Here is a 24,129-nt window from a genome sequence, read left to right as displayed (position 1 = left end):
ACTGATGACCGACAGAAGGCTCTGGTCGTACAAGGAGATCGCCGCGCACATCCGGGTGCAGCCCGACACCGTGCGCTCCTACCGCAAGCACGGCCTGCTTCCGGACCCCGACCACGTGGAGTCCGGCAAGCCCTACTGGTACGCGGACACGGTCCGCGCCTGGGTCGCGTCGAGGCCGCGCAACCGCGGACGCACGGACTGACCGCCGCGATGGATCACCACGCCCGGCCGCCGCCGCGGCCCCCGCCTTGGCGGAGTACCCCCTAGGGGTATAGTGTGGTGAGTATCAGGGGGCCTCCCGGGGACACCGGGACCCCTCCTGCACATTACGACGCATGAATACGACCGCACACGCCGCACCTGACCGAGGAGAAGACATGACGACCGAGACGGCGACGACCGTGTACGAGGTGACCGGCATGACCTGTGGTCACTGCGAGGGTGCCGTGAGCAGCGAGATCTCCGAGATCGCCGGCGTCAGCTCGGTCAAGGCGGTGGCCGCCACCGGCCAGGTGACCGTGGTCTCCGACGCCCCGCTCGACGAGGCCGCTGTCCGCGCCGCCGTCGACGAGGCGGGCTACGAACTCGTCGGTGTCAGCAAGGCCTGACCCCGCCCCAGCCGGGTACCCCGGGCCCTGTGACACCGTCACAGGGCCTGCCGCCGTTGCACCCCAGTCGTACGAGAGAGCCATGAACGAAGTCGAACTCGCCGTCGGCGGAATGACCTGCGCCTCCTGCTCCGCCCGCATCGAGAAGAAACTGAACCGCGTGGAAGGCGTGAGAGCGTCGGTCAACCTCGCCACGGAGAAGGCGAAGGTCTCGTACGGAGAAGGCGTCGAGGTCGCGCAGCTGATCGCGACGGTCGAGAAGCTGGGCTACACCGCGCGGGAGATCGTGCCGGACCCCCCAGAGCCGGACGCGCCGGCCACCACGGCCGACATCACCGAGCCCGACACCCTGCGCAGGCGCCTCATCGGCTCGGCGGTGCTCTCCCTGCCCGTCGTGCTGCTCGCGATGATCCCCGCGTTGCAGTTCGACAACTGGCAGTGGCTCTCGCTGACCCTGGCCGCGCCCGTCGTCGTGTGGGGCGGGTACCCCTTCCATCGGGCGGCGTTCACGAACCTGCGGCACGGCGCCGCGACCATGGACACGCTGGTGTCGGTGGGCACGCTCGCCGCGTTCGGCTGGTCGCTGTGGGCGCTGTTCCTCGGGGACGCGGGGATGCCGGGGATGCGGCACGGCTTCGAGTTCACCGTCTCGCGCGCGGACGCCGGATCGACGCTCTACCTCGAAGTCGCCGCGGGGGTCATCTCCTTCATCCTGCTCGGCCGCTGGCTGGAGGCCCGCTCCAAGCGGAAGGCGGGAACGGCCCTGCGCGCCCTGCTCGAACTGGGCGCCAAGGAAGCGGCCGTGTTGCGCGACGGCTCGGAGGTCCGCGTTCCGGTCGCGCGTCTCGTAGTCGGCGACCGCTTCGTCGTACGGCCGGGCGAGGCCGTCGCGACCGACGGCACCGTCGTCGAGGGCGTATCGGCGGTCGACGCGTCGATGCTGACCGGCGAGTCCGTGCCGGTGGACGTGACCGCGGGCGACGCGGTCACCGGGGCGACGACGAACGTCTCGGGGCTGCTCATCGTCGAGGCCACGCGCGTCGGCGCCGACACCCAACTGGCCAGGATGGCCAAGCTCGTCGAGGACGCGCAGACCGGCAAGGCGCGGGTGCAGCGCCTGGCCGACCGGATCGCCGGGATCTTCGTGCCGGTGGTCCTGCTCATCGCCACCGCCACGCTCGGCGCCTGGCTCGGCGCCACCGGTGACGTGACCGCCGCCTTCACCGCGGCCGTCGCCGTCCTGATCATCGCCTGCCCGTGCGCCCTGGGCCTCGCGACACCGACCGCCCTGATGGTCGGCACGGGGCGCGGCGCGCAGCTCGGCATCCTCATCAAGGGGCCCGAAGTCCTGGAGTCCACACGCCGGGTGGACACCGTCGTCCTGGACAAGACGGGGACGGTCACGACCGGGCGCATGACGCTGCGGGAGGTGTACGCCGTCGGGGAGACCGAGGAGAAGCAGCTGCTGCGGCTCGCGGGGGCCCTGGAGCGCGCCTCGGAGCATCCCGTGGCGCGGGCGGTGGCCGAGGGCGCCGCCACGGAGTTGGGGCTCGAGACGGGCGCTCTGCCCGCCGTGGAGGGCTTCGAGAACGTCGCGGGGTCCGGCGTGCGCGGCACGGTGGAAGGGCATGCCGTGCTGGTGGGCCGTGAGCGGCTCCTCGAGGACGCGGGAGTCGGGCAACTGGCCGCGGTGGCCTCGCTCAGGGCGGAGGCCGAGACAGCGGGGCGTACGGCCGTTCTCGTCGCCTGGGACGGCATCGCGCGCGGCGTCCTCGCCGTGGCCGACACGGTCAAGGACACCAGCGCCGAAGCGGTGCGCGAGCTGCGCGCCCTCGGTCTGGCTCCGGTGCTGCTCACCGGGGACAACCGGGCCGTCGCCCTGGCGGTCGCCGAATCCGTCGGCATCGACGCGGACGCGGTGTACGCCGAGGTCCTGCCCGAGGAGAAGGTCGATGTCGTACGGCGGCTGCGCGGCGAGGGCAAGGTCGTCGCGATGGTCGGGGACGGGGTGAACGACGCCGCCGCTCTCGCCACGGCCGATCTGGGGCTCGCGATGGGCACGGGTACGGACGCGGCGATCGAGGCGAGCGATCTGACGCTGGTGCGCGGGGACTTGCGCGGGGCCGCCGACGCGATCAGGCTCTCCCGTAAGACCCTCGCCGTCATCAAGGGCAATCTCTTCTGGGCCTTCGGCTACAACGTCGCCGCGCTGCCGCTGGCCGCTGCCGGGTTCCTGAATCCGATGATCGCCGGGGCCGCGATGGCGTTCTCTTCGGTCTTCGTGGTGACCAACAGCCTTCGTCTCAGAGCGTTTACATAGTCCCTTCACATACCAGTTGCAGTATCCTCACTCATGAGTCCCGATCGGCATATCGGGCCTGTTGCGCATGTACAGGACATATGCAAGAGACGCAGATCACAGCGATCCCAACGTAACCATCCGGGGGGTTCGCGAGTCTAAGAGGCGATGCGAGAGACGTCTTGGGGGACGTCTCTAGACATCGGGGACATCTTGGGGGATGTTCCTAGGAATGCGTTGGCCGGGGCACGTACACCGGGGAGCTTTGAGCGGCCCTCCCGATACGTACGCGTCCCGGCAGATCGCATCGCGGTATGAGCACGACGAGCACAACGGCAGTACGAGTACTACGACTGGCGCGCTGCCACCACAGACGCCCGGCCGGATCCCGTGGGGGGAATCCGCACCGGGAAACAGGAAAGCGCCCCGTCCGTCGACCCGTGGGGGGATCGACGGCGGGGCGCTTTTCGCTGCGTGAGGAGCGCCCCTGAGGGGGCGCGGGGAACTGCGCGACCGGCCACAGCCGGCCCGCGGCTCCGAAGAAGAGTCAGCGACCCTCGACCGGGACGAAGTCCCGGAGAACCTCACCGGTGTAGATCTGGCGCGGACGACCGATGCGGGAGCCGGGCTCCTTGATCATCTCGTGCCACTGCGCGATCCAGCCCGGCAGCCGGCCGAGCGCGAACAGCACGGTGAACATCTCGGTCGGGAAGCCCATGGCGCGGTAGATGAGGCCCGTGTAGAAGTCCACGTTGGGGTACAGCTTGCGCTCGACGAAGTAGTCGTCGGCCAGCGCGTGCTCTTCCAGCTTGAGCGCGATGTCCAGGAGCTCGTCGGACTTGCCGAGCGCCGAGAGGACGTCGTGCGCCGCGGCCTTGATGATCTTCGCCCGGGGGTCGAAGTTCTTGTAGACGCGGTGCCCGAAGCCCATGAGCTTCACGCCGTCTTCCTTGTTCTTCACCTTGCGGATGAAGGTGTCGACGTCGCCGCCGTCCTGCTTGATGCCCTCGAGCATCTCCAGGACGGACTGGTTGGCGCCACCGTGCAGCGGGCCCCAGAGGGCCGAGATGCCGGCGGAGATCGAGGCGAACATGTTCGCCTGCGACGAGCCCACCAGACGCACGGTGGAGGTCGAACAGTTCTGCTCGTGGTCCGCGTGCAGGATCAGGAGCTTGTCAAGGGCGGAGACGACGACCGGGTCCAGGTCGTACTCGGCGGCCGGCACCGAGAAGGTCATGCGCAGGAAGTTCTCGACGTAGCCGAGGTCATTGCGCGGGTAGACGACCGGGTGACCCTGCGACTTCTTGTACGCGTAGGCCGCGATCGTCGGAAGCTTGGCGAGAAGGCGGATCGTCGAAAGGTGACGCTGCTTCTCGTCGAACGGGTTGTGGCTGTCCTGGTAAAACGTCGACAGCGCGCTGACCACGGAGGACAGCATCGCCATCGGGTGGGCGTCGCGCGGGAAGCCGTCGTAGAACCGCTTGACGTCCTCGTGCAGCAGGGTGTGCTGCGTGATCTCGTTCTTGAAACTGGCGAGCTCGTCGACCTTCGGCAGTTCGCCGTTGATCAGCAGGTACGCCACCTCGGTGAAGGTGGAGCGCTCGGCCAGCTGCTCGATCGGGTAGCCGCGGTACCGGAGGATGCCCTGCTCGCCGTCGAGGTAGGTGATGGCGGATTTATAGGCGGCGGTGTTGCCATAGCCGCTGTCCAGGGTCACCAGACCGGTCTGGGCGCGGAGCTTCCCGATGTCGAAGCCCTTGTCGCCGACGGTTGAGTCGATCACCGGGTAGGTGTACTCGTCGCCATCGCCGTACCGCAGTACTACAGAGTTGTCGCTCACGTCATCCCTCACCGACGTTGTGCCTCTTCTTCGAGGTGCCCTGACTGTCTCTACCATCCCCCATTTGGCCCTGGAGAGTGCACTCGGGGTCGACCATTGGGCCTATTGGCGGCACTCAGTGCCGCCAACCTACTCATCCTGCCCCTCTTCGCCCCGGTTGCGGAAGTAGTGTGTGACCTTTCCTACTCGTTTGATCGATCAAAATTTCCGGGGGTCGACCCGGAGGCCGATCCGCGTATCGATCCGGGGGCGGATCCGCGGCCTCCGGCGAGCCGGAAGTCCAGGGCCGTACAGCGTCTGCCCGCGGACACCGTGCGCACCGCTTGTCCGAGAGCCTTGCGCGAACCGACCAGGACGACCAGCTTCTTGGCGCGCGTGACCGCCGTGTAGAGCAGATTGCGTTGCAGCATCATCCATGCCCCCGTGGTCACGGGAATCACCACCGCCGGATACTCACTGCCCTGCGAGCGGTGGATGGTGACGGCGTACGCGTGCGCCAGTTCGTCCAGTTCGTCGAAGTCGTACGGAATCTCCTCGTCCTCGTCCGTAAGGACCGTGAGCCGCTGCTCGTCGGAGTCGAGCGAGGTGACTACTCCGACGGTGCCATTGAAGACGCCGTTCTGCCCCTTCTCGTAGTTGTTGCGGATCTGGGTGACCTTGTCGCCGACGCGGAAGACCCGGCCGCCGAACCTCTTCTCCGGTACGTCCGGCCTGCCGGGGGTGATGGCCTGCTGGAGCAGGCCGTTCAGGTTGCCCGCGCCCGCCGGGCCGCGGTGCATGGGCGCGAGGACCTGGACGTCGCGGCGCGGGTCGAGACCGAACTTCGCCGGGATGCGGTGCGCGGCGACGTCCACCGTGACCCGGCCCGCGTCCTCGGTCTCGTCCTCCACGAAGAGGAAGAAGTCGCTGAGGCCCTGGGTGATGGGGGGCACCCCTGAGTTGATGCGGTGGGCGTTCGTGACCACGCCGGACTGCTGGGCCTGGCGGAAGATGTGGGTGAGCCGGACCGCGGGCACGGGGCTCTGCTCGCTGAGCATGTCGCGCAGGACCTCGCCGGCGCCGACGCTCGGCAGCTGGTCCACGTCTCCGACGAACAGGAGGTGGGCGCCCGGGGCGACGGCCTTCACCAGCTTGTTCGCCAGGAGCAGATCCAGCATGGATGCCTCGTCGACCACCACGAGGTCGGCGTCGAGCGGCCTGTCCCTGTCGTAGGCCGCGTCCCCGCCCGGCTTCAGCTCCAGGAGGCGGTGGACCGTGGAGGCCTCGGCGCCGGTCAGCTCGGCGAGGCGCTTGGCGGCGCGGCCCGTGGGGGCGGCGAGGACGACCTTGGCCTTCTTGGCGCGGGCCAGCTCCACGATGGAGCGGACCGTGAAGGACTTGCCGCAGCCGGGACCGCCGGTGAGGACGGCGGCCTTCTGCGTCAGAGCGAGCTTCACCGCCTGCTTCTGCTCGGGGGCGAGGTCGGCGCCCGTACGGGTGGCCAGCCAGGAGAGTGCCTTGCTCCAGTCCACGTCCTGGAAGGCGGGCATGCGGTCCTCTGGGGTTCTGAGGAGGCGCAGGAGCTGGGCGGAGAGGGAGAGTTCCGCGCGGTGGAAGGGGACCAGGTAGACCGCGGTGACGTCTTCTTCGCCGGAGGGGCCGGGGACGGTCTCGCGTACGACGCCTTCCTCCTCCTTCGCCAGCTCGGCGAGGCAGTCGATGACCAGGCCCGTGTCGACCTGGAGCAGCTTCACCGCGTCGGCGATGAGGCGCTCCTCCGGGAGGTAGCAGTTGCCCTGGTCGGTGGACTGGGACAGCGCGTACTGCAAGCCCGCCTTGACCCGTTCCGGGCTGTCGTGCGGGATGCCCACGGACTGGGCGATGCGGTCCGCGGTGAGGAAGCCGATGCCCCAGACGTCGGCGGCGAGGCGATAGGGCTCGTTCTTCACCACGGAGATGGAGGCGTCCCCGTACTTCTTGTAGATGCGGACGGCGATGGAGGTGGAGACGCCGACGCCCTGGAGGAAGACCATGACTTCCTTGATGGCCTTCTGTTCCTCCCACGCCGCGGCGATCATCTTGGTGCGTTTGGGCCCGAGGCCCGGGACCTCGACGAGGCGCTTGGGTTCCTTCTCGATGATGTCGAGGGTGTCCACGCCGAAGTGCGTGGTGATGCGGTCCGCCATGACGGGGCCGATGCCCTTGATGAGGCCGGAGCCCAGATAGCGGCGGATGCCCTGGATGGTGGCGGGGAGGATGGTCGTGTAGTTCTCCACCGTGAACTGCTTGCCGTACTGCGCGTGGGAGCCCCAGCGGCCCTCCATGCGCAGGGACTCTCCCACTTGCGCGCCGAGCAGCGCGCCGACGACCGTGAGGAGGTCGCCGCCGCCGCGGCCCGTGTCCACACGGGCGACGGTGTACCCGTTCTCCTCGTTGGCGTAGGTGATCCGCTCCAGGACGCCCTCGACCACTGCCGCCGCTGTCTTTGCTGCCGCTGCTGGACTCGACATGAGCTGACGTTATCGCCCTGCGCCGACAGCGCGGGGGGGCCTGTGGATAACTTCGAGGGGGCCCGGTCTTGACGACCGGGCCCCCTCGGGTCTCCCCCTCCCCTGCCGGTACCCCGCGATCCCCCCAGATCCCCCCTGCGGAAGTCCCGACGCAAAGTACGACCCGCGTAGGGCGGGAAGGGTTGCACGGGTTGCGCCACGAGTTTTCGGGGTGCCGCCACGGTGGGGCGGAAGTAGCGTTTGGGTCATGAGCAATAAGACTGGGGCGTTCGGAGGGCTCGGCGGACTCGGCGGGCTCGCGGCGGGCGGGGTGGCGTCCGGGGTGCTTGCGAAGGTGAGCAGGCCGGTGGCGAGGGCTGTGGCGAAGAAGACGGGGCTGCCGGTGACTGCTGTGGCCCGTGGGGTCGAGCTGCTGATTCCGGTGGTGCTGACGGTGGTGACGAAGCGGGCCAGGAGGTCTGCCCGTAAGAAGTAGCGTCCGTCCTCGCCATCCGCTGGTGGGCGCGTGTTCGCTCTCCGAACTCACCAGTTGCGGGAAAGTCCCGCCGACACGCCGTCGAGCGGCGTCCCCCGCGGGACTTTCCTGTGACCCATCCATTTTCCGCCGGGGCTAGCAGGCGTGTTGCAAGTAGCTGTGGGTTGTTTGCGTGAGGAGCTTTGCGCCGGGCTGCGACCAGAGGGCCTCGTTGAAGAGCTCGACCTCGATGGGCCCCCCGTAGCCCGCCCGCTCCACCAGGGCCCGCCACGTCCGCAGGTCGACCGACCCCTCCCCCAACTGCCCCCGCCCGTTCAGTACGCCCTCGGGCAACGGGGTCACCCAGTCCGCCAGTTGGAACGCGTGCAGGCGCCCGCCCCGCCCCGCGCGGTCGATCTGCGCCGGCGCCCTGTCGTCCCACCACACGTGGTACGTGTCCACGCAGACCCCGACCTGCGAAGCCGGAAACTGCTCCGCCAGGTCGAGCGCCTGGGCCAGCGTGGAGACCACACAGCGGTCCGAGGCGAACATGGGATGCAGGGGTTCGATGGCCAGGCGGATGCCGCGGGACTCCGCGTACGGACCCAGCTCCGACAGTGCCTCCGCGATGCGGGAGCGCGCTCCGTGGAGGTCCTTGCTGCCCTCGGGGAGCCCACCGGAGACCAGGACCAGCGTGTCCGTGCCCAGCGTGGCCGCCTCGTCGATCGCCGCCTTGTTGTCGTCGATGGCCCGCACGCGCGCGTGCGGATCGATCGCCGTCAGGAAGCCGCCCCGGCAGAGCGTGGTGACCGTCAGGCCCGCGTCTCGCATCAGCTTCGCGGTTGCCTCCAGGCCGTAGGCCTGGACGGGCTCACGCCAGAGGCCCACCCCGGGGACGCCCAGGTCCGTGCACGCGGCGGCCAGTTCCGGCAGCGGGAGCTGCTTGACCGTCATCTGGTTGATGGAGAAGCGCGCCAGGCCCTCGCCGTCATTGCTCATTGCTGGACTCCGTACACCGTGAGCAGGGATTTCATGCGGGACTCGGCCAGGGCGGGGTCCGGGAACAGACCGAGGGCGTCGGCGAGTTCGTACGCCCGGCACAAGTGCGGCAGCGAGCGTGCCGACTGGAAGCCGCCCACCATCGTGAAGTGGCTCTGGTGGCCCGCGAGCCAGGCCAGGAACACCACCCCGGTCTTGTAGAAGCGGGTGGGCGTCTGGAAGAGGTGCCGGGACAGTTCGACCGTGGGGTCGAGGCAGGCGCGGAACGCCTTCGTGTCGCCCGTGTCGAGGTGCCGTACCGCCTGCGCCGCCAGCGGTGCCAGCGGGTCGAAGATGCCGAGGAGCGCGTGGCTGAAGCCCCGCTCGTCGCCGGCGATCAGCTCGGGGTAGTTGAAGTCGTCGCCGGTGTAGCAGCGCACGCCGTTCGGCAGGCGGCGGCGCAGGGCGATCTCGCGCTTCGGATCGAGCAGCGAGATCTTGATGCCGTCGACCTTGTCCGGATGCGCGGAGATGACCTCGAGGAAGGTCTCGGTCGCCGCGTCCAGGTCCTCGCTCCCCCAGTAGCCGGTGAGCGCCGGGTCGAACATCGGGCCGAGCCAGTGCAGGATCACCGGCTCGCTCGCCTGCCGCAGGAGGTGGCCGTACGTCTCCAGATAGTCGTCCGGCGACTTCGCCGTCGCGGCGAGCGCACGCGACGCCATCAGGATGACCTGTGCGCCGCTCGACTCGACCAGGGCCAGTTGCTCCTCGTAGGCGGCCCGGACCGTCAGGAGGTCGGCCGCGTCCGTGAGTTGGTCCGTGCCCACGCCGCAGGCGATCGCGCCGCCCACCGACTTCGCCTCGGCCGCGGAACGCGTGATCAGTTCCGCGGCGCCTTTCCAGTCCAGGCCCATGCCCCGCTGAGCGGTGTCCATCGCCTCGGCCACGCCCAGGCCCTGCGCCCACAGGTGGCGGCGGAAGGCAAGGGTCGCGTCCCAGTCGACGGCCGCCGGGGAGTCCGGGGAGATGTCAACGTAAGGGTCCGCGACCACGTGTGCCGCCGAGAAGACCGTGCGGGAGGTGAGAGGGGAGGTTCCGGCGGTGGCGGGCAGCGGGGTGCGGCACGGTTCGTACACGTACGTCGTGCCGTCCGCGCGCGGGAGCAGGAGCGTCACTGTGCGATCTCCGGCACCTCGATGCGGCGTCCCTCCGCCGACGACTTCAGGCCCAGCTCCGCGAGCTGCACGCCGCGTGCGCCCGCGTGCAGGTCCCAGTGGTAGGGCGCGTCGGCGTACACGTGCTTCAGGAACAGTTCCCACTGCGCCTTGAAGCCGTTGTCGAACTCCTGGTTGTCCGGCACTTCCTGCCACTGGTCGCGGAAGGAGTGCGTGACGGGCAGGTCCGGGTTCCAGACCGGCTTGGGGGTGGCTGCGCGGTGCTGCACGCGGCAGTTGCGCAGGCCCGCGACCGCGGAGCCCTCCGTGCCGTCCACCTGGAACTCGACCAGTTCGTCGCGGTTCACGCGCACCGTCCAGGAGGAGTTGATCTGCGCGATCGCACCGCCTTCGAGCTCGAAGATGCCGTAGGCGGCGTCGTCCGCCGTGGCGTCGTAGGGCTTGTCCTGCTCGTCCCAGCGCTGCGGTACGTGCGTCGCGGCAAGCGCCTGGACGCTGCGGACGCGGCCGAACAGCTCGTGCAGGACGTACTCCCAGTGCGGGAACATGTCGACCACGATGCCGCCGCCGTCCTCGGCGCGGTAGTTCCAGGAGGGGCGCTGGGCGCTCTGCCAGTCGCCCTCGAAGACCCAGTAGCCGAACTCGCCGCGTACGGACAGGATCTTGCCGAAGAAGCCGCCGTCGATCAGGCGCTTCAGCTTGAGCAGCCCCGGCAGGAAGAGCTTGTCCTGGACGACGCCGTGCTTGATGCCGGCAGCCTTGGCCAGGTTCGCGAGTTCCAGGGCTCCGGCGAGGCCGGTCGCGGACGGCTTCTCGGTGTAGATGTGCTTGCCCGCCGCGATGGCCCGCTTGATGGCCTCCTCACGGGCCGACGTGACCTGCGCGTCGAAGTAGATGTCGATGGACGGGTCGGCGAGCACCGCGTCCAGGTCGGTCGAGACGCTCGTCTCGGCGTCGAGTCCGTGGCGCCGCGCGATCTCCCGCAGTGCGTGTTCTCTGCGGCCCACCAGGACCGGCTCGGGCCACAGCACCGTGCCCTCGGCGTCACCGAGAGGCAGCCCGCCCTGCTCCCGCAGGGCGAGCAGGGAGCGGACGAGGTGCTGGCGGTAGCCCATCCGTCCCGTCACACCGTTCATGGCGATGCGCACCGTCTTGCGAGTCACAGGGGTCCCTCCGTACGCAGGTAAGCGGATAGCAAGCGCTTTCTATCCAGGAAGAAGCTAGCCTGCCGCACAAGGTTCGGACAAGGGCTTCGGACCAGAGCCGTGACCGGAGGACGACGAGATGACCGTGACCCTGTCGGATGTGGCGGCCCGCGCCCAGGTCTCCCCCGCTACCGTCTCCCGCGTACTGAACGGCAACTACCCCGTGGCGGCGGCCACCCGCGAGCGCGTCCTGAAGGCCGTGGACGATCTCGACTACGTCCTCAACGGACCCGCGAGCTCGCTGGCCGCGGCCACCTCCGACCTGGTCGGCATCCTCGTGAACGACATCGCCGACCCCTTCTTCGGGATCATGGCGGGCGCCGTCCAGTCCGAGATCGGCGGGCCCGGCGGGCGGGCCGGCGGCGAGCGGATGGCCGTGGTCTGCAACACGGGCGGCTCCCCGGAGCGCGAACTGACCTATCTGACCCTGCTCCAGCGCCAGCGCGCCGCCGCGCTCGTCCTGACCGGCGGCGCCCTGGAGGACCCCGCCCACGCCGCCGCGATGTCCGCGAAGCTGGCCCGGCTGGCGGACGCGGGGACCCGGATCGTGCTCTGCGGGCGGCCGCCCCTGGAGGACTCGGGCGCGGCGGTGGCCACGCTCACCTTCGACAACCGCAGCGGCGGTCGGCGGCTCACGGAGCATCTGCTGGCGCTGGGGCACCGCAGGATCGGCTACGTGGCGGGCCCGGTGGAGCGGACGACCACCCGGCACCGGCTCGAAGGACACCGGGACGCGCTCGCGGCGGCGGGCGCGGGGAACACCGGGCACGCCGGGGACGCCGACCAGGACGAACTGACCGTCCACGGCCCCTACACCCGCGCGTCCGGCTACGACGCCACCCTCGAACTCCTGCGCCGCGCCCCCGACCTGACCGCGATCGTGGCCGCCAACGACACGGTCGCCCTGGGCGCGGCAGCTGCCCTGCGCGACCGCGGCCTGCGCATTCCCGATGACATCTCGGTGGCGGGCTTCGACGACCTGCCCTTCTCGGTGGACGCCGTCCCCGCCCTGACGACCGTACGACTGCCGCTGTACGAGGCGGGCGCCCGCGCGGGCCGCCTCGCCACGGGCGCGGAGGAGGCGCCCCCCGGCGGCGTGGCGACGATCGCGGCGGAGCTGATGGTGCGGGGGTCCACGGCGCCGCCGTGCCGCTGAGCCTTCGACCACCGACGGCTTTCCGAAGGCCGGGGACCTCGACTGAGCCGCGCCACCCCAGACGGATTTCCCGCCGCAAGGCATGGCGGTCATGCGCGGCCCCGGCGTACCGTTGACTCAGTCAAGGGTAATTCGCCTCGATGCCCCCTGGAGTGATCCGCGATGCCGCACGCCGCCGCCCGGCCCGTCCAAGAGATCCGCGCCTTCAACCGCTTCTACACGAACCTCATCGGCGCCCTCGACTACAGTCGCCGGCTCTACGTCCCGTACACCCTCACCGAGGCCCGCGTCCTCTACGAGCTCAACCACGCGCGGCATCTCGACGCGGCCGATCTGCGCGCCGAACTCACCCTGGACGCCGGGTACCTGAGCCGTCTGCTCGGCAAGCTGGAGAAGGACGGGATCGTCGAGCGCGCGCCCTCCACGCGCGACCCGCGGCGCCAGCGCATCACCCTCACCGCGCGGGGGCGCGAGACCGCCGCGCTCCTCGACGAGCGGTCCAGCGAGGCCGTCGGTTCGCTGCTCTCGGACGTCCCGGCCGCCCAGCGGCCCCGCCTCGCGGAGGCGATGCGCACGGTGCGGGAGATCCTGAGCGGGGCCGAGGACGGGGCAGCGCGCTCGCGCCCTTTCCTCCGTGAGCCCGGGCCGGGCGATCTCGGGTGGATCGTGGAGCGCAACGCCGCCCTGTACGCCGCCGAGTACGGGTTCAACATCGACTACGAAGGCCTGGTCGCCCGGATCGTCGCCGACTTCGCCGAGGACCACGACCCCCACCTGGAGCGGACCTGGATCGCCGAGCTCGACGGGCGGCGCGTGGGGTGCGTGATGTGCGTGCGCGACGACGCGCCGGGGACCGCCAGGCTGCGGCTGCTGCTGGTCGAGCCGGACGCGCGGGGGCATGGCATCGGGGACCAACTCGTGTCCGCGTGCATCGATTTCGCCCGCGGCGTGGGCTATCGCGAGATGGTCCTGTGGACGAACGACATCCTCGGCGCCGCCCGCGCCATCTACCAGCGGCACGGATTCGTCCTCGTCGACGAGAAGCCGCACCGCTCCTTCGGCGTCGACCTGGTCGGGCAGGACTGGCAGTTGCACCTGGCCGGCGAGGACACCCCCTGAGGCCCGCGTCGTGCACCCCCTAAGGTCTGCCCCATGAAACTCGCCTTCTCCACCCTCGGCGTGCCCGGCCTCCCCGTCGCCGACGTGCTGCACCTGGCCACCACCCACGGCTATCACGGCGTCGAACTGCGCGCGCATCCCGAGGAACCGGTCCATCCGGGTATCGACCTGGCCGAACGGGCCGACGTGGCCGCCCAGTTCAAGGCGGCGGGCGTCGAGATCCTCGGAATCTCCGGGTACGCGCGCGTGGCGGCGCCCGGCGACGACGAGCCCGTCCTCGACGACATACGTTCCCTGCTCACCCTGGCCCGCGACCTGGGCGCCCCCTTCATCCGCGTCTTCCCCGGCGGCGGCACCGAGCAGAGCGCGGAGGAGGCCGACGCGACGGCCGCCCGGCGGCTCGGCACGGCGGCCGAGTTCGCCGCGGACCACGGCGTGCGCATCCTCCTGGAGACCCACGACTCGCACCGCACGGGCGCCGCGGCGACCCGCGTGCTCGGCGCGGTCGGGCACCGGCACGCGGGCGCCCTGTGGGACGTGATGCACACCTGGCTCGGCGGCGAGTCCCCGGCCGAGAGCCACGCGGCGCTCGCCCCGTACCTCGGCTACGTCCAGGTGAAGGACATCGCGTCGGCCGACGACAAGACACCGCTGGGGCTCGGCGAGGGCGTGCTGCCGCTCACCGAGTGCGTGGACGCGCTGATCGGCGGCGAGCACCGGGACGGCTGGCTGTGCTGGGAGTACGAGAAGCGGTGGTACGAGAACGCGGCTCCGCTGCCCGAACTCCTGGGCGCGGGCAGTGACTTCCTGTCCCGCCTCCTGAACCGTCACGCCTGACACCGGCCGCGGCTCCCGGACCGCGGGCCGCACGCGGCGGGGGTCACCCGGCCCGACCATGCAGGACCAGCGCGGAGATCGGCATGATGGGATGAAGCAACGCTTACGGATCGAGTAATGCCGGCGGATGCCGCCGGTACTTGAGGAGGCCCTTCCGTGCTCGATCTCGCCCGGCTCCGCGCCCTGCACGCCGTCTCCGTGCACGGCACCGTCGGCGCCGCCGCCACCGCTCTCGGCTACACCCCCTCCGCCGTCTCCCAGCAGATAGCCAAGCTGGAGCGCGAGACCCGCACCACCCTCCTGGAACGGCGGGGCAGGGGCGTCGCCCTCACCGAGGAAGCGCGCCACCTCGCCGCCACCGCACAGGAGTTGATGGCGATCGTGGAGCGCGCGGAGACGGAGCTCGAAGAGCGGCGCGGGCTGCCCGCGGGGCGGCTGACCATCGCCGCGTTCCCCTCGGCGGCGCGCGGCCTGCTGCCCGGCGTCCTCGCGGACCTCGCCCGCCGGCATCCCGCGCTCGACACCCGGATGTCGGAGGTCGACCCGCATCTCTCCATCGACCTGGTGGCCAAGGGCGCGGTGGACATGGCCGTCGTGCACGACTGGGACATCGCGCCGCTGCCGACGCCTCCCGGCATCGGGCAGGCCGTCATCGGCGACGACCTCTGCGATCTGATCGTGCCGGTCGGACACCGGCTCGCGGGGCGCGCGTCCGTGCGCCGCGAGGAGCTGAGGGGCGAGCGGTGGATCACGCAGCCGCCGGGACTCGTCTGCCACGAGTGGCTGGTGCGCACCCTGCGCGAGGCGGGCTGCGAGCCGGACATCGCGCACCACGCGGAGGAGAACCCGACCCTGGTCGCGCTGGTCGCGGCGGGGCTCGGCATCGCGCTGATCCCCCGGCTCGGCCGCGGTCCCCTCCCGGACGGCGCGGTGACCGTGCGGCTCGATCCGCTGCCGGTGCGGCGGCTCTACGCACTGTGGCGCGACGGAGCCTCGCGGCGTCCCGCGATCGCCGAGACCGTACGGACGCTCCAGGCTCACTGGCCCGACGCGGCCCCCCGTTGACGGCCTCCTGAGTCCCGGGAATCCCCTTCGTACCACTTTCCGGAAATCGCCCCCTGCCGGGAACCCACGCGCGGACACCACCGTCAGAACGACGTGCTGTCGGGTGAGTCTCCGCGGGACGGTGTCGGCATCGCTGCTGGCTGCGAACGCTGACCACCCTCTCTGCCGTCCGCGGCCGGCAGCATGCCGTCACCGGTGCGCCCCTCCACCAGCGCCGGTGACGGCCCCTCGGCCGCGCCGCGGTTGCCGACTCTCCTCCACAGTGGCTGCCGACTCCCTTGACCGGCAGAAATCTTCGGGATATCCGTGACTCTCGGAAAGTTTCCTTCAGCCGGTTTCCCCAGTCCGGCTCCGGTCCGGCATCCGTCCGCGAAGGACGTCCCCGAAGGAGCGCACATGTCCCACCGCAACGCCTCCAGACGCACCCTGCTCACCGCCACGGCCGTCGCGGCGACGGCCCTCGCCGCGCCCTCCGCAGCCCGGGCGGCGGGCGGCGGCGAACGCGGCCGCGACCGGAAGCTGCGGGAGCTCATCTCCCGCATGAGCCTCGAAGAGAGGTCGGCCAGCTCTTCGTGATGCATGTGTACGGCCACTCCGCCACCGAGCCCGACCAGGCGGACATCGACTCCAACCTCAAGGAACTCGGCGTCCGTACGGCCGCGGAGGCCGTCGCCAAGTACCACCTCGGCGGCATCATCTACTTCGGCTGGGCCCACAACACCCGCGCCCCGCACCAGATCGCCGACCTCTCGAACGGCATCCAGCACGCGGCCCTCGACCCGGAGGACTCGCCGACCGCCCGCATCCCGCTGCTCATCTCCACCGACCAGGAGCACGGCGCCGTGGCCCGCGTGGGCGTCCCCGCCACGCTCCTGCCCGGCGCGATGGCCCTGGGCGCCGCCGGCTCGCGCTCCACCGCGCGCAAGGCGGCCCGCATCGCGGGCACCGAACTCCGTGCGCTCGGCATCCGGCAGAACTACGCCCCGGTGGCCGACGTGAACGTCAATCCCGCCAACCCCGTCATCGGCGTACGGTCCTTCGGCTCGGACCCCGAAGCGGTCGCCGAGCTGGTCGCCGCGCAGGTCAAGGGCTACCAGGGCACGGACATCGCCTCGACGTCCAAGCACTTCCCCGGCCACGGCGACACCAAGGACGACAGCCACTCCAAGCTGCCGTACATCCACCACACCCGCGAGCAGTGGGAGACCCTGGACGCGCCGCCGTTCCGGGCCGCGGTGGCCGCGGGCATCGACTCGATCATGACCGCGCACATCGTGGTCCCTGCGCTCGACCCCGCCGAGGACCCCGCCACGCTCTCCCGACCCATCCTCACCGGCATCCTGCGCGAGGAACTCGGTTACGACGGCGTCGTGGTGACGGACTCGCTCGGCATGCAGGGCGTCCGCACGAAGTACGGCGACGACCGTGTGCCCGTGCTCGCCCTGAAGGCGGGCGTCGACCAGCTCCTGAACCCGCCGAAGCCGGAGATCGCCTGGAACGCGGTGCTCCAGGCAGTGCGCGACGGGGAGTTGACGCAGGCACGGCTTGACGAATCGATCCTGCGCATCCTGCGCCTCAAGGCGAAGCTCGACCTGTTCTCCGACCCGTACGTCACCTCGCGCGGCGTCGACCGGTCCGTCGGCACACGAGCGCATCTCACCGCCGCCGACCGGATCGCCGACGAGACGACGACCCTGCTGGTCAACGAGGGCGAGCTGCTGCCGCTCTCGCGGCGTACGCGGCGCGACGTGCTCGTCGTGGGCGCGGATCCCGCGTCGCCGTCGGGGACGACGGGCCCGCCGACGACCGTCATCGGGCGGGAGCTGACGGACCTCGGCTTCACGCCGACGGTCCTGCCGACGGGCACCGCCCCCTCCGCCGCGAAGATCGCCGAGGCGGTGGCGGCTGCCGCGGGGAAGGACGCGGTGCTCGTGGGCACGTACAACGTGGCGGCCGGGAGCGCGCAGATCGCGCTGGTCGAGGCGCTGGTAGGCACTGGGGTCCCGGTCGTCACCCTGGCGATCCGCAATCCGTACGACGTGGCGCGGCTCCCGGCCGTGGGCGCGTCCCTGGCCGCCTACTGCTGGACGGACGTCGAACTGCGCGCCGCGGTACGGGTGATCGCGGGGCGTGTCCACCCGCACGGGAAGCTGCCCGTGCCGGTGCAGCGGGCGGACGATCCGGCGCAGGTGCTGTACCCGGTCGGGTACGGCCTGACGTACTGATCCCTACGCCGCTCCACCGGCGCTCCGCCGTCGCGCCACCTCCATCTGGCCCAAAGCCCCCCACGCACCTGGCGTGCGCCCGCCCCAGCGGGTCACGCTGGGTGCACGTTCGGGGGGTTCTGCCATGGTTGCCATGCTGGGCTTGCGGTGTGCGGGGGCGCTCCTCGCGGTGTTCGCCGGCGTGGCCGGCTGCCAGGATTCCTCGTCCTCCGGATCGCGGTCGCCTGACGGGAAGCCGTCCTCGTCGGGGCCGTCCGGGTACGGAGCCGTTTTCCTCGCGGTGGACGAGTGCGGTTCGCGGGGGCGCGAGACCTTCACCGAGGTGTCGTGCACGAGCGAGCGGGCGGCGGCGCGGGTCATCGCGCGTTACGACGGCAAGGTCACGGAGGGTCCCGCCTGCCCCGCCCGCACGGACTTCGTGCTCCACATCAGCGAGGGGCGGCCCACGGGGGACGAGAACGGGGACGGTGAGGTGCCTCGCGGGTACGCGTGCATGCGGAATCTGGAGTTGCCGCATCCCGGGGACCCCGGGGGCGGGGGCGGGCCCCGGACCGTGGTGGGCGACTGCGTCTACGGCGCCGGGGAGGGAGAGGTCCGGGAGACCGCCTGCGACGGGTCGGGGACCAAGGCCCCGGAGTACCGCGTGACTTCCGCTGTCCCGGAGCGCGCCCTGTGTCCCGCCACCACGCAGCTGTACGTGTCGCTGGGCGGCAAAGAGCCGGTGGGGTGCGCGGTGCGGATGTGAGCGGGTCCGCCGCGAACGCCGGCCGGGCTGAAGTCGCGGCCCGGCCGGCGCGCTGAACCGTCCCTACGGGCGCAGGGTCAGTTCCTTCCGCTCGTCCTTGCGGTCGAGCTTCGCGTCGTACGGAGCCAGCGGCTTCGGGGACGCGGAGGTGGAGACCCCGGCCCAGGCCTGGATGCGCTCCGTGGCCTTGGCCTTCTCGGCGGGGACGAGGCCCGCGACGTTCGCGCCGTGGTTGGCGCCCGGCGCGGTGAAGACGTGGGAGTCGTGCTTCGCGCCCCTGGCGGGACGGAACGGCTCGGCGCCCCACGGGTCGTTCTCGCCGTAGACGTACAGCATGCGCGTCGCGTTGTGCCGCACCCAGCGGTCCACGTCCGCCATGGCACCCGACTGGAACTTCATCGGGATCTCACGCGGCACGAAGTTGCGCGGCGGCTGGTAGCCGTAGCGGCTCAGGTCGCCGAGCCAGGGCTGCTTGATGTCGGGCGAGCCCAGCTGCGTGCCGGCCTGGTAGTAGTACGGCGTGTACGGGGTCAGGCCCTGGTCGGTGTAGGAGGTCCAGCCGCCCACCTGGTCGACGTAGTCGAAGATCACCTGGTCGGAGGCGGACTTGGCGTCCGGGACGTCCGCGCACGCGGACTCCGGCTGGTACTGCCAGAAGCCCCACACCAGGTCGAGCACGACGGCCTCGTAGGCCTTGTCCAGGTTGCCGACCGTCTTGAAGGTGTAGCCGCCCGCCTCGGCGAACGCGGCGTACTTCTTCTCCAGCGGCTCGCGGCGCACCAGCGCCTCGCGCTGCACGGCCTCCAGCTTGGCGCGGCACTCCTTGGTGCCGACGGTCTCGAAGAACTCGTCGTAGCGCGAGTCCTCCTTGTTCACCACGTCGTTCGGGGCGACGTACGCGACGACGCCGTCCATGTCACGCGGGTAGAAGCGCTCGTAGTACGTGGCGGTCATGCCGCCCTTCGAGCCGCCGGTCGCCACCCACTTCTTGTCGTAGATCGGCTTGAGCGCCTTGAAGATGCGGTGCTGGTCGCTGGCGGCCTGCCAGATGTCGAGCTTGGACCAGTCGGCGGGCTCGGGCCGGGACGGCGTGAAGAAGCGGTACTCCATGGAGACCTGGTTGCCGTCGATGATCCGCGTCGGTTCGCTGCGGCTGGGATTCGTCGAGACGTTGTAGCCGCTGGTGAAGAAGGCCGTGGGGCGGGCGGTGTCCTTGTGCAGGACCGTCAGGCGCTGCCTGAAGGTGCCCTTGGAGGGGTGCCGGTGGTCGATCGGCTGGGTGTAGCTGAGGACGAAGTAGCGGTAGCCGGTGTACGGCTTCTCCTCGATCAGGCTCATGCCCGGTATCGCCAGGAGCCGGTCCTTGATGTCGGTGGCCTGCGGCTCGGCGGCGGTGGCCGCCCCTGCCGCACTCACTGTGCCCGCGGTGCCGATGCCTATCAGCACCACGAGCGACAGCAGCCATCTGAGCGCCTTGCGCATGCACTCTCCCCTAAGTTCGCGATTGCGTCCGCCGGAACTTATCGGAGCAACTCGCTCACTACTAGGGGCTCTTGCGTCACACCAGAACGCAGTACGACGCAGTACGTCACAAACGGGGCATCGGACTCAGCACAGGATCCAGCCCGAACTGGTGCTCCCGCCGCCCACCTTCCCCTTGACCCACACGCACCGGTGTCCCGCGTGCACCGTCACCGGGCCCGCGTGGTGCGTGTAACGCCCCTTGTCCCTGGCCGGGCGGCTGCCGCGGGCCTGGACGCTGACCGACATCGACTTGCGGGCACCGGGGCGCTTGGCGACGGTGACGGCACAGACGTAGCCGCGCTTCTTGTAGACGAGGACCTTGCCCGTGCTGAAGGAGAGGGTGCGCACCTTGTGCCCGGCGCAGCGTCCGGCCTGCGCCTGTGCCTGCGCGGCACCGGCGCCGGCGACACCGAGCAGGACGGCAGCCGCAAGGACGACGGCGCCGAGCGCAAGGCTCCGCCGTATTCGACCACTGCTCACCGGTTTCCCTCCCGACACTCCCGCATCAGCGTACTGATGTACGGACGCCGACCGTAGGGCCCCCGGTTGCGAAACCGCCCCGATTCGTTCACCGGGCTAGGCGGCCGACGGCTCGGTCTCCCCGACGAACGTCCGCCACAGCGTCGCGTACCGCCCGTCGAGCGCGAGCAGCTCCTCGTGCGTGCCGTCCTCCGCGACCCGGCCCTGGTCCATCAGGATCACCCGGTCCGCGCGGGCGGCGGTGGTGAGGCGGTGGGCGACCACCAGCGTCGTGCGCTTGCCCGCGATGCGGTCGGTTGCCTGGTTGACCTGTGCTTCCGTGGCGAGGTCGAGCGCCGCGGTCGCCTCGTCGAGGAGCAGGATGTCCGGGTCGACGAGCTCCGCGCGGGCCAGGGCGATCAGCTGGCGCTGCCCCGCGGAGAGGTTGCGGCCGCGCTCGGAGACCTCGTGGAGGTAGCCGCCGTCCAGGGTGGCGATCATGTCGTGCGCGCCGACCGCGCGGGCCGCGGCCTCCACCTGCGCGTCGGTGGCCTCGGGCCGCCCGTAGGCGATCGCGTCGCGGACCGTACCCGCGAAGAGGTACGCCTCCTGCGGCACGACACCGAGGCGGTGGCGGTATGAGGTGAGGTCCAGGGAGCGCAGATCCGTGCCGTCCACCGTCACCCGGCCGCCGGTCGGGTCGTAGAACCGGGCGACGAGCTTGACGAGGGTCGACTTGCCCGCGCCGGTCTCGCCGACGAAGGCGACGGTCTGGCCCGCGGGGATGCGCAGGCGCACGTCGCTCAGCGCCTCTTCCGGTTCGTCTGCGGAGCCGTACGCGAAGTCGACGTCCTCGAAGGCGATCTCGCCGCGCAGGGACAGGACGTCGAGCGGCTCGTCCGCGGTCTCGGTCGACGTCGGCTCCCGCAGCAGTTCCTGGATGCGGCCGAGCGAGACGGTGGCCTGCTGGTAGCCGTCGAAGACCTGGGAGAGCTGCTGGACGGGCGCGAAGAACAGGTCGATGTAGAGGAGGTAGGCGACCAGGGCGCCGGTCGTCAGCGTCCCCGCCTCGACCCGCCCGGCGCCGACCATCAGGACCGCGGCCGCGGCGACCGCCGAGAGCAGCTGCACGAACGGGAAGTAGACGGAGATCAGCCACTGCCCGCGGATGCGGGCGCTGCGGTAGTCGGCGCTGCCCTTGGCGAACTTCTCGCGGCCCGAGCGCTCGCGCCCAAAGGCCTGCACGATGCGCAGCCCGGCGACGGACTCCTGGAGGTCGGCGTTGACCACCGAGACCCGCTCACGCGCCAGCTCGTACGCCTTGACGCTGGAGCGGCGGAAGAAGAACGTGCCGATGATCAGCGGCGGCAGCGTCGCGAAGACGACGAGCGCGAGCTCCACGTCGATCACGACGAGCGCGACCATGATGCCGAAGAAGGTGACGACGGAGACGAAGGCGGTGACGAGGCCGGTCTGGAGGAAGGTGGACAGGGCGTCCACGTCCGTGGTCATCCGGGTCATGATGCGCCCGGTCAGCTCCCGCTCGTAGTAGTCGAGTCCGAGCCGCTGGAGCTGGGCGAAGATCTTCAGGCGGAGTGAGTAGAGCACCCGCTCGCCCGTCCGTCCGGTCATCCGCGTCTCGCCGATCTGCGCCGTCCACTGGGCGAGCACGGCGAGCAGCGCGAGTCCTGATGCCGCCCACACGGCGCCGAGCGCGAGCTGCGAGACGCCCTCGTCGATGCCGTGCCGGATCAGCACGGGGAGCAGCAGGCCCATGCCCGCGTCGACGGCGACCAGGAGCAGCGCGAGCAGCAGGGGCTTCCCGAACCCGGCGAGCAGACGGCGCAGGCCGTACGACTCCTCCGGGGTGACCGCGCGCGCCTCGTCGATGCCGGGTGTGTCGGTGGCCGGGGGCAGCGCGTCGACCTGCGCGAGGAGTTCCGGCGTCGCGGGCATCCCGGACATGGCTGGATCTTTGGCGGCCTTGGTCTCGCGGTCGCCCACCCAGAGCTGCGGAGTGATGCCGCGCTCGGCGTCGAACTCGGCGTCGAGCTCCTCGCGTACGGAGGTGTCCTCGGGCATCTCGACCGGGACCGTGCGGCCCGGCGAGACGCCGCCGAGCTCGTCCGGGTCGGTCAGCAGGCGCCGGTAGAGCGCCGACCGCTCGGTCAGCTCCTCGTGCGTGCCGATCGCGGCGAGCTTGCCGCCGTCGAGTACGGCGATGCGGTCGGCGAGGTTCAGGGTGGAGCGGCGGTGGGCGATGAGGAGGGTGGTGCGGCCCGCCATGACGCCGCGCAGGGCCTCGTGGATCTCGTGCTCCACGCGCGCGTCCACCGCCGAGGTCGCGTCGTCGAGGACGAGGAGGCGGGGGTCGGTGAGGATGGCGCGGGCGAGGGCGACGCGCTGGCGCTGACCGCCGGAGAGGGTGAGTCCGTGCTCGCCGACCGTGGTGTCGTAAGCGTCGGGCAGCTCGGAGATGAAGCCGTGGGCCTGGGCCGCCCGGGCCGCGGTCTCGATCTCCTCCGAGGTGGCGTCCGGCTTTCCGTACGCGATGTTGGCGCGGATGGTGTCGGAGAAGAGGAAGGAGTCCTCGGGCACGAGGCCGATCGCGGCCCGCAGCGAGTCGGTGGTCAGCTCGCGCACGTCGTGCCCGCCGACGAGGACGGCGCCGTGCGTCACGTCGTAGAAGCGGGGCAGCAGCAGCGAGACGGTGGACTTGCCGCTGCCGGAGGTGCCGACGACGGCGAGGGTCTCGCCGGGCCTGATCTCGAAGGAGAGGCCGTCGAGGACGGGGCGGCTGTCCTCGTAGGCGAAGGAGACGTCGTCGAACTCGACGGTGGCCGGGGCGTCGGCGGGCAGCTCCTTCGTGCCGTCCTTCAGCGTCGGCTCGGTGTCGATGAGCTCCAGGACGCGCTCGGCGCCCGCGCGGGCCTGCTGGCCGACGGTGAGGACCATGGCGAGCATGCGCACGGGCCCGACGAGCTGGGCGAGATAGGTGGAGAAGGCGACGAACGTACCGAGCGTGATCTGTCCGCGCACCGCGAGCCAGCCGCCGAGCGCGAGCATCGCGACCTGTCCGAGCGCGGGCACGGCCTGGAGGGCGGGGGTGTACTTCGAGTTCAGCCGGATGGTGCGCATCCGCCCGGCGAAGAGCTTGCGCCCGACCTCCCTGAGCTTCCCGGTCTCCTGCTCCTCCTGGCCGAACCCCTTCACGACGCGTACGCCGGAGACGGAGCCGTCCACGACTCCGGCGACGGCGGCGGCCTGGGCCTGCGCGTACCAGGTGGAGGGGTGCAGGCGGCTGCGGCTGCGCTTGGCGATGAACCAGAGGGCGGGGGCGACGGCGAGGGCGACGAGGGTGAGCGGCACGGAGAGCCACGCCATGATCACCAGGGAGATCACGAACAGGAGGATGTTGCCGATGGTCATCGGCAGCATGAAGAGCAGGCCCTGGATGAGCTGGAGGTCGCTGGTGGCGCGGCCGACGACCTGTCCGGTGGACAGCTCGTCCTGCCGTCGCCCGTCGAGCCGCGTGATCGTCCCGTACATCTCGGTCCGCAGGTCGTGCTGGACGTCGAGGGCGAGGCGGCCGCCGTAGTAGCGGCGGATGTAGGTGAAGACGTAGACGAGGAGGGCGGCGCCGATCAGGGCGCCCGCCCAGGGACCCATGGAGCGCGTCTTGTCGCCGATGACGTCGTCGATGATCACCTTGGTGACGAGCGGGACGAGTGCCATGACGGCCATGCCGCCGAGCGAGGCGCCGAGCGCGAGCACGACGTCCTTGGGGTAGCGCCACGCGTACCCGGTGAGCCGTCTGCCCCAGCCGGATTTCTGCCGCTCGCCCCCACCGGGTTTCCGCCCCTCGGCCCCGCCGGATTTCTCCGGCTCGGCCCCGCCCCGTTGCTCCACCACGTGCTGCCTCATCCCGTCGACCCGTCGACCTGACCTGCC

General features: G+C 70.8%; 17 protein-coding genes and 1 pseudogene. 10 read left to right on the top strand and 8 right to left on the bottom strand.

Features of this window, described 5'->3' with window-relative positions:
* The first annotated feature begins 4 nt into the window (after positions 1 to 4).
* From IE226_RS08195 to IE226_RS08185, 3 genes are all read left to right on the top strand, one after another.
* Positions 5 to 202, top strand: a complete 198-nt coding sequence (locus IE226_RS08195) for a MarR family transcriptional regulator (RefSeq protein ID WP_190080360.1) — start codon at positions 5 to 7, stop codon at positions 200 to 202.
* Between the two features lie 133 nt (positions 203 to 335).
* Positions 336 to 608, top strand: coding sequence for a heavy-metal-associated domain-containing protein (locus IE226_RS08190; RefSeq protein WP_190080359.1), 273 nt, complete (start codon positions 336 to 338; stop codon positions 606 to 608).
* Between the two features lie 82 nt (positions 609 to 690).
* Positions 691 to 2,928 (top strand): heavy metal translocating P-type ATPase, encoded by a 2,238-nt coding sequence (locus IE226_RS08185; protein WP_190080358.1) that lies wholly within the window; start codon positions 691 to 693, stop codon positions 2,926 to 2,928.
* 526 nt (positions 2,929 to 3,454) lie between these two features.
* Here the strand turns inward: IE226_RS08185 and IE226_RS08180 are convergent.
* The gene (locus IE226_RS08180) at positions 3,455 to 4,747 is read right to left on the bottom strand and encodes a citrate synthase (RefSeq protein ID WP_190080357.1); all 1,293 of its coding nucleotides are present in this window, start codon (positions 4,745 to 4,747) and stop codon (positions 3,455 to 3,457) included.
* A 182-nt stretch (positions 4,748 to 4,929) separates the two neighbouring features.
* The gene (gene recD2, locus IE226_RS08175; RefSeq protein WP_229870618.1) at positions 4,930 to 7,236 is read right to left on the bottom strand and encodes an SF1B family DNA helicase RecD2; all 2,307 of its coding nucleotides are present in this window, start codon (positions 7,234 to 7,236) and stop codon (positions 4,930 to 4,932) included.
* A 247-nt stretch (positions 7,237 to 7,483) separates the two neighbouring features.
* Here recD2 and IE226_RS08170 point away from each other — a divergent pair, with 247 nt between their 5' ends.
* Complete coding sequence (locus tag IE226_RS08170) at positions 7,484 to 7,711, top strand: hypothetical protein (RefSeq protein WP_190080356.1); 228 nt, start codon at positions 7,484 to 7,486, stop codon at positions 7,709 to 7,711.
* Between the two features lie 135 nt (positions 7,712 to 7,846).
* On the opposite strand, the gene IE226_RS08165 is transcribed toward IE226_RS08170, so the two are convergent.
* Genes IE226_RS08165 through IE226_RS08155 form a run of 3 tightly spaced genes read right to left on the bottom strand, consistent with a single transcriptional unit; the run spans position 7,847 to position 11,006 of the window.
* Positions 7,847 to 8,689: a sugar phosphate isomerase/epimerase family protein gene (locus IE226_RS08165; protein ID WP_190080355.1), complete on the bottom strand. Its 843-nt coding sequence runs from the start codon at positions 8,687 to 8,689 to the stop codon at positions 7,847 to 7,849.
* Positions 8,686 to 9,843 carry a dihydrodipicolinate synthase family protein gene (locus IE226_RS08160; RefSeq protein WP_190080354.1) on the bottom strand — a complete coding sequence of 386 codons (1,158 nt, stop codon included), beginning with the start codon at positions 9,841 to 9,843 and terminating at the stop codon, positions 8,686 to 8,688. The genes IE226_RS08165 and IE226_RS08160 overlap by 4 nt, the downstream gene beginning before the upstream one ends.
* The gene (locus tag IE226_RS08155; RefSeq protein ID WP_190080353.1) at positions 9,840 to 11,006 is read right to left on the bottom strand and encodes a Gfo/Idh/MocA family protein; all 1,167 of its coding nucleotides are present in this window, start codon (positions 11,004 to 11,006) and stop codon (positions 9,840 to 9,842) included. The genes IE226_RS08160 and IE226_RS08155 overlap by 4 nt, the downstream gene beginning before the upstream one ends.
* Before the next feature lie 121 nt (positions 11,007 to 11,127).
* Here IE226_RS08155 and IE226_RS08150 point away from each other — a divergent pair, with 121 nt between their 5' ends.
* The 6 genes and pseudogenes from IE226_RS08150 (at position 11,128) to IE226_RS08125 (ending at position 18,195) form a co-directional block, all read left to right on the top strand.
* Entirely contained in the window at positions 11,128 to 12,204 is a 1,077-nt protein-coding gene (locus tag IE226_RS08150; protein WP_190080352.1) for a LacI family DNA-binding transcriptional regulator, read from the top strand.
* Between the two features lie 162 nt (positions 12,205 to 12,366).
* Positions 12,367 to 13,323 (top strand): bifunctional helix-turn-helix transcriptional regulator/GNAT family N-acetyltransferase, encoded by a 957-nt coding sequence (locus tag IE226_RS08145; protein WP_190080351.1) that lies wholly within the window; start codon positions 12,367 to 12,369, stop codon positions 13,321 to 13,323.
* Between the two features lie 33 nt (positions 13,324 to 13,356).
* Complete coding sequence (locus IE226_RS08140; RefSeq protein WP_190080350.1) at positions 13,357 to 14,160, top strand: sugar phosphate isomerase/epimerase family protein; 804 nt, start codon at positions 13,357 to 13,359, stop codon at positions 14,158 to 14,160.
* Positions 14,161 to 14,316: 156 nt separating this feature from the next.
* On the top strand, positions 14,317 to 15,225 hold the full coding sequence (locus tag IE226_RS08135; RefSeq protein ID WP_190080349.1) for a LysR family transcriptional regulator: 909 nt from the start codon (positions 14,317 to 14,319) through the stop codon (positions 15,223 to 15,225).
* A 396-nt stretch (positions 15,226 to 15,621) separates the two neighbouring features.
* Positions 15,622 to 17,450: pseudogene (locus IE226_RS08130) on the top strand (glycoside hydrolase family 3 protein).
* Between the two features lie 124 nt (positions 17,451 to 17,574).
* Positions 17,575 to 18,195, top strand: coding sequence for a hypothetical protein (locus IE226_RS08125; RefSeq protein ID WP_373306905.1), 621 nt, complete (start codon positions 17,575 to 17,577; stop codon positions 18,193 to 18,195).
* Between the two features lie 63 nt (positions 18,196 to 18,258).
* On the opposite strand, the gene IE226_RS08120 is transcribed toward IE226_RS08125, so the two are convergent.
* The 3 genes from IE226_RS08120 to IE226_RS08110 all read right to left on the bottom strand — a co-directional run bounded on the left by IE226_RS08120 (position 18,259) and on the right by IE226_RS08110 (position 24,090).
* Positions 18,259 to 19,677 (bottom strand): S28 family serine protease, encoded by a 1,419-nt coding sequence (locus IE226_RS08120; RefSeq protein ID WP_190080348.1) that lies wholly within the window; start codon positions 19,675 to 19,677, stop codon positions 18,259 to 18,261.
* 126 nt (positions 19,678 to 19,803) lie between these two features.
* Positions 19,804 to 20,199, bottom strand: a complete 396-nt coding sequence (locus IE226_RS08115; protein WP_190080347.1) for a hypothetical protein — start codon at positions 20,197 to 20,199, stop codon at positions 19,804 to 19,806.
* 96 nt (positions 20,200 to 20,295) lie between these two features.
* The gene (locus IE226_RS08110) at positions 20,296 to 24,090 is read right to left on the bottom strand and encodes an ABC transporter ATP-binding protein (protein ID WP_229870616.1); all 3,795 of its coding nucleotides are present in this window, start codon (positions 24,088 to 24,090) and stop codon (positions 20,296 to 20,298) included.
* Positions 24,091 to 24,129 lie beyond the last annotated feature (39 nt).

It is taken from the genome of Streptomyces longisporoflavus (assembly GCF_014649775.1).
GTDB lineage: Bacteria > Actinomycetota > Actinomycetes > Streptomycetales > Streptomycetaceae > Streptomyces > Streptomyces longisporoflavus.
This window is presented reverse-complemented; position numbering and strand designations above follow the sequence as displayed.

Bases quoted from the DNA above. Each gene is read 5' to 3' on its own strand.
- IE226_RS08195 (WP_190080360.1), top strand. From the start codon at position 5: ATGACCGACAGAAGGCTCTGGTCGTACAAGGAGATCGCCGCGCACATC.
- IE226_RS08190 (WP_190080359.1), top strand. From the start codon at position 336: ATGAATACGACCGCACACGCCGCACCTGACCGAGGAGAAGACATGACG.
- IE226_RS08185 (WP_190080358.1), top strand. From the start codon at position 691: ATGAACGAAGTCGAACTCGCCGTCGGCGGAATGACCTGCGCCTCCTGC.
- recD2 (WP_229870618.1), bottom strand. From the start codon at position 7,236: ATGTCGAGTCCAGCAGCGGCAGCAAAGACAGCGGCGGCAGTGGTCGAG.
- IE226_RS08170 (WP_190080356.1), top strand. From the start codon at position 7,484: ATGAGCAATAAGACTGGGGCGTTCGGAGGGCTCGGCGGACTCGGCGGG.
- IE226_RS08165 (WP_190080355.1), bottom strand. From the start codon at position 8,689: ATGAGCAATGACGGCGAGGGCCTGGCGCGCTTCTCCATCAACCAGATG.
- IE226_RS08150 (WP_190080352.1), top strand. From the start codon at position 11,128: ATGACCGTGACCCTGTCGGATGTGGCGGCCCGCGCCCAGGTCTCCCCC.
- IE226_RS08145 (WP_190080351.1), top strand. From the start codon at position 12,367: ATGCCGCACGCCGCCGCCCGGCCCGTCCAAGAGATCCGCGCCTTCAAC.
- IE226_RS08140 (WP_190080350.1), top strand. From the start codon at position 13,357: ATGAAACTCGCCTTCTCCACCCTCGGCGTGCCCGGCCTCCCCGTCGCC.
- IE226_RS08125 (WP_373306905.1), top strand. From the start codon at position 17,575: ATGGTTGCCATGCTGGGCTTGCGGTGTGCGGGGGCGCTCCTCGCGGTG.
- IE226_RS08120 (WP_190080348.1), bottom strand. From the start codon at position 19,677: ATGCGCAAGGCGCTCAGATGGCTGCTGTCGCTCGTGGTGCTGATAGGC.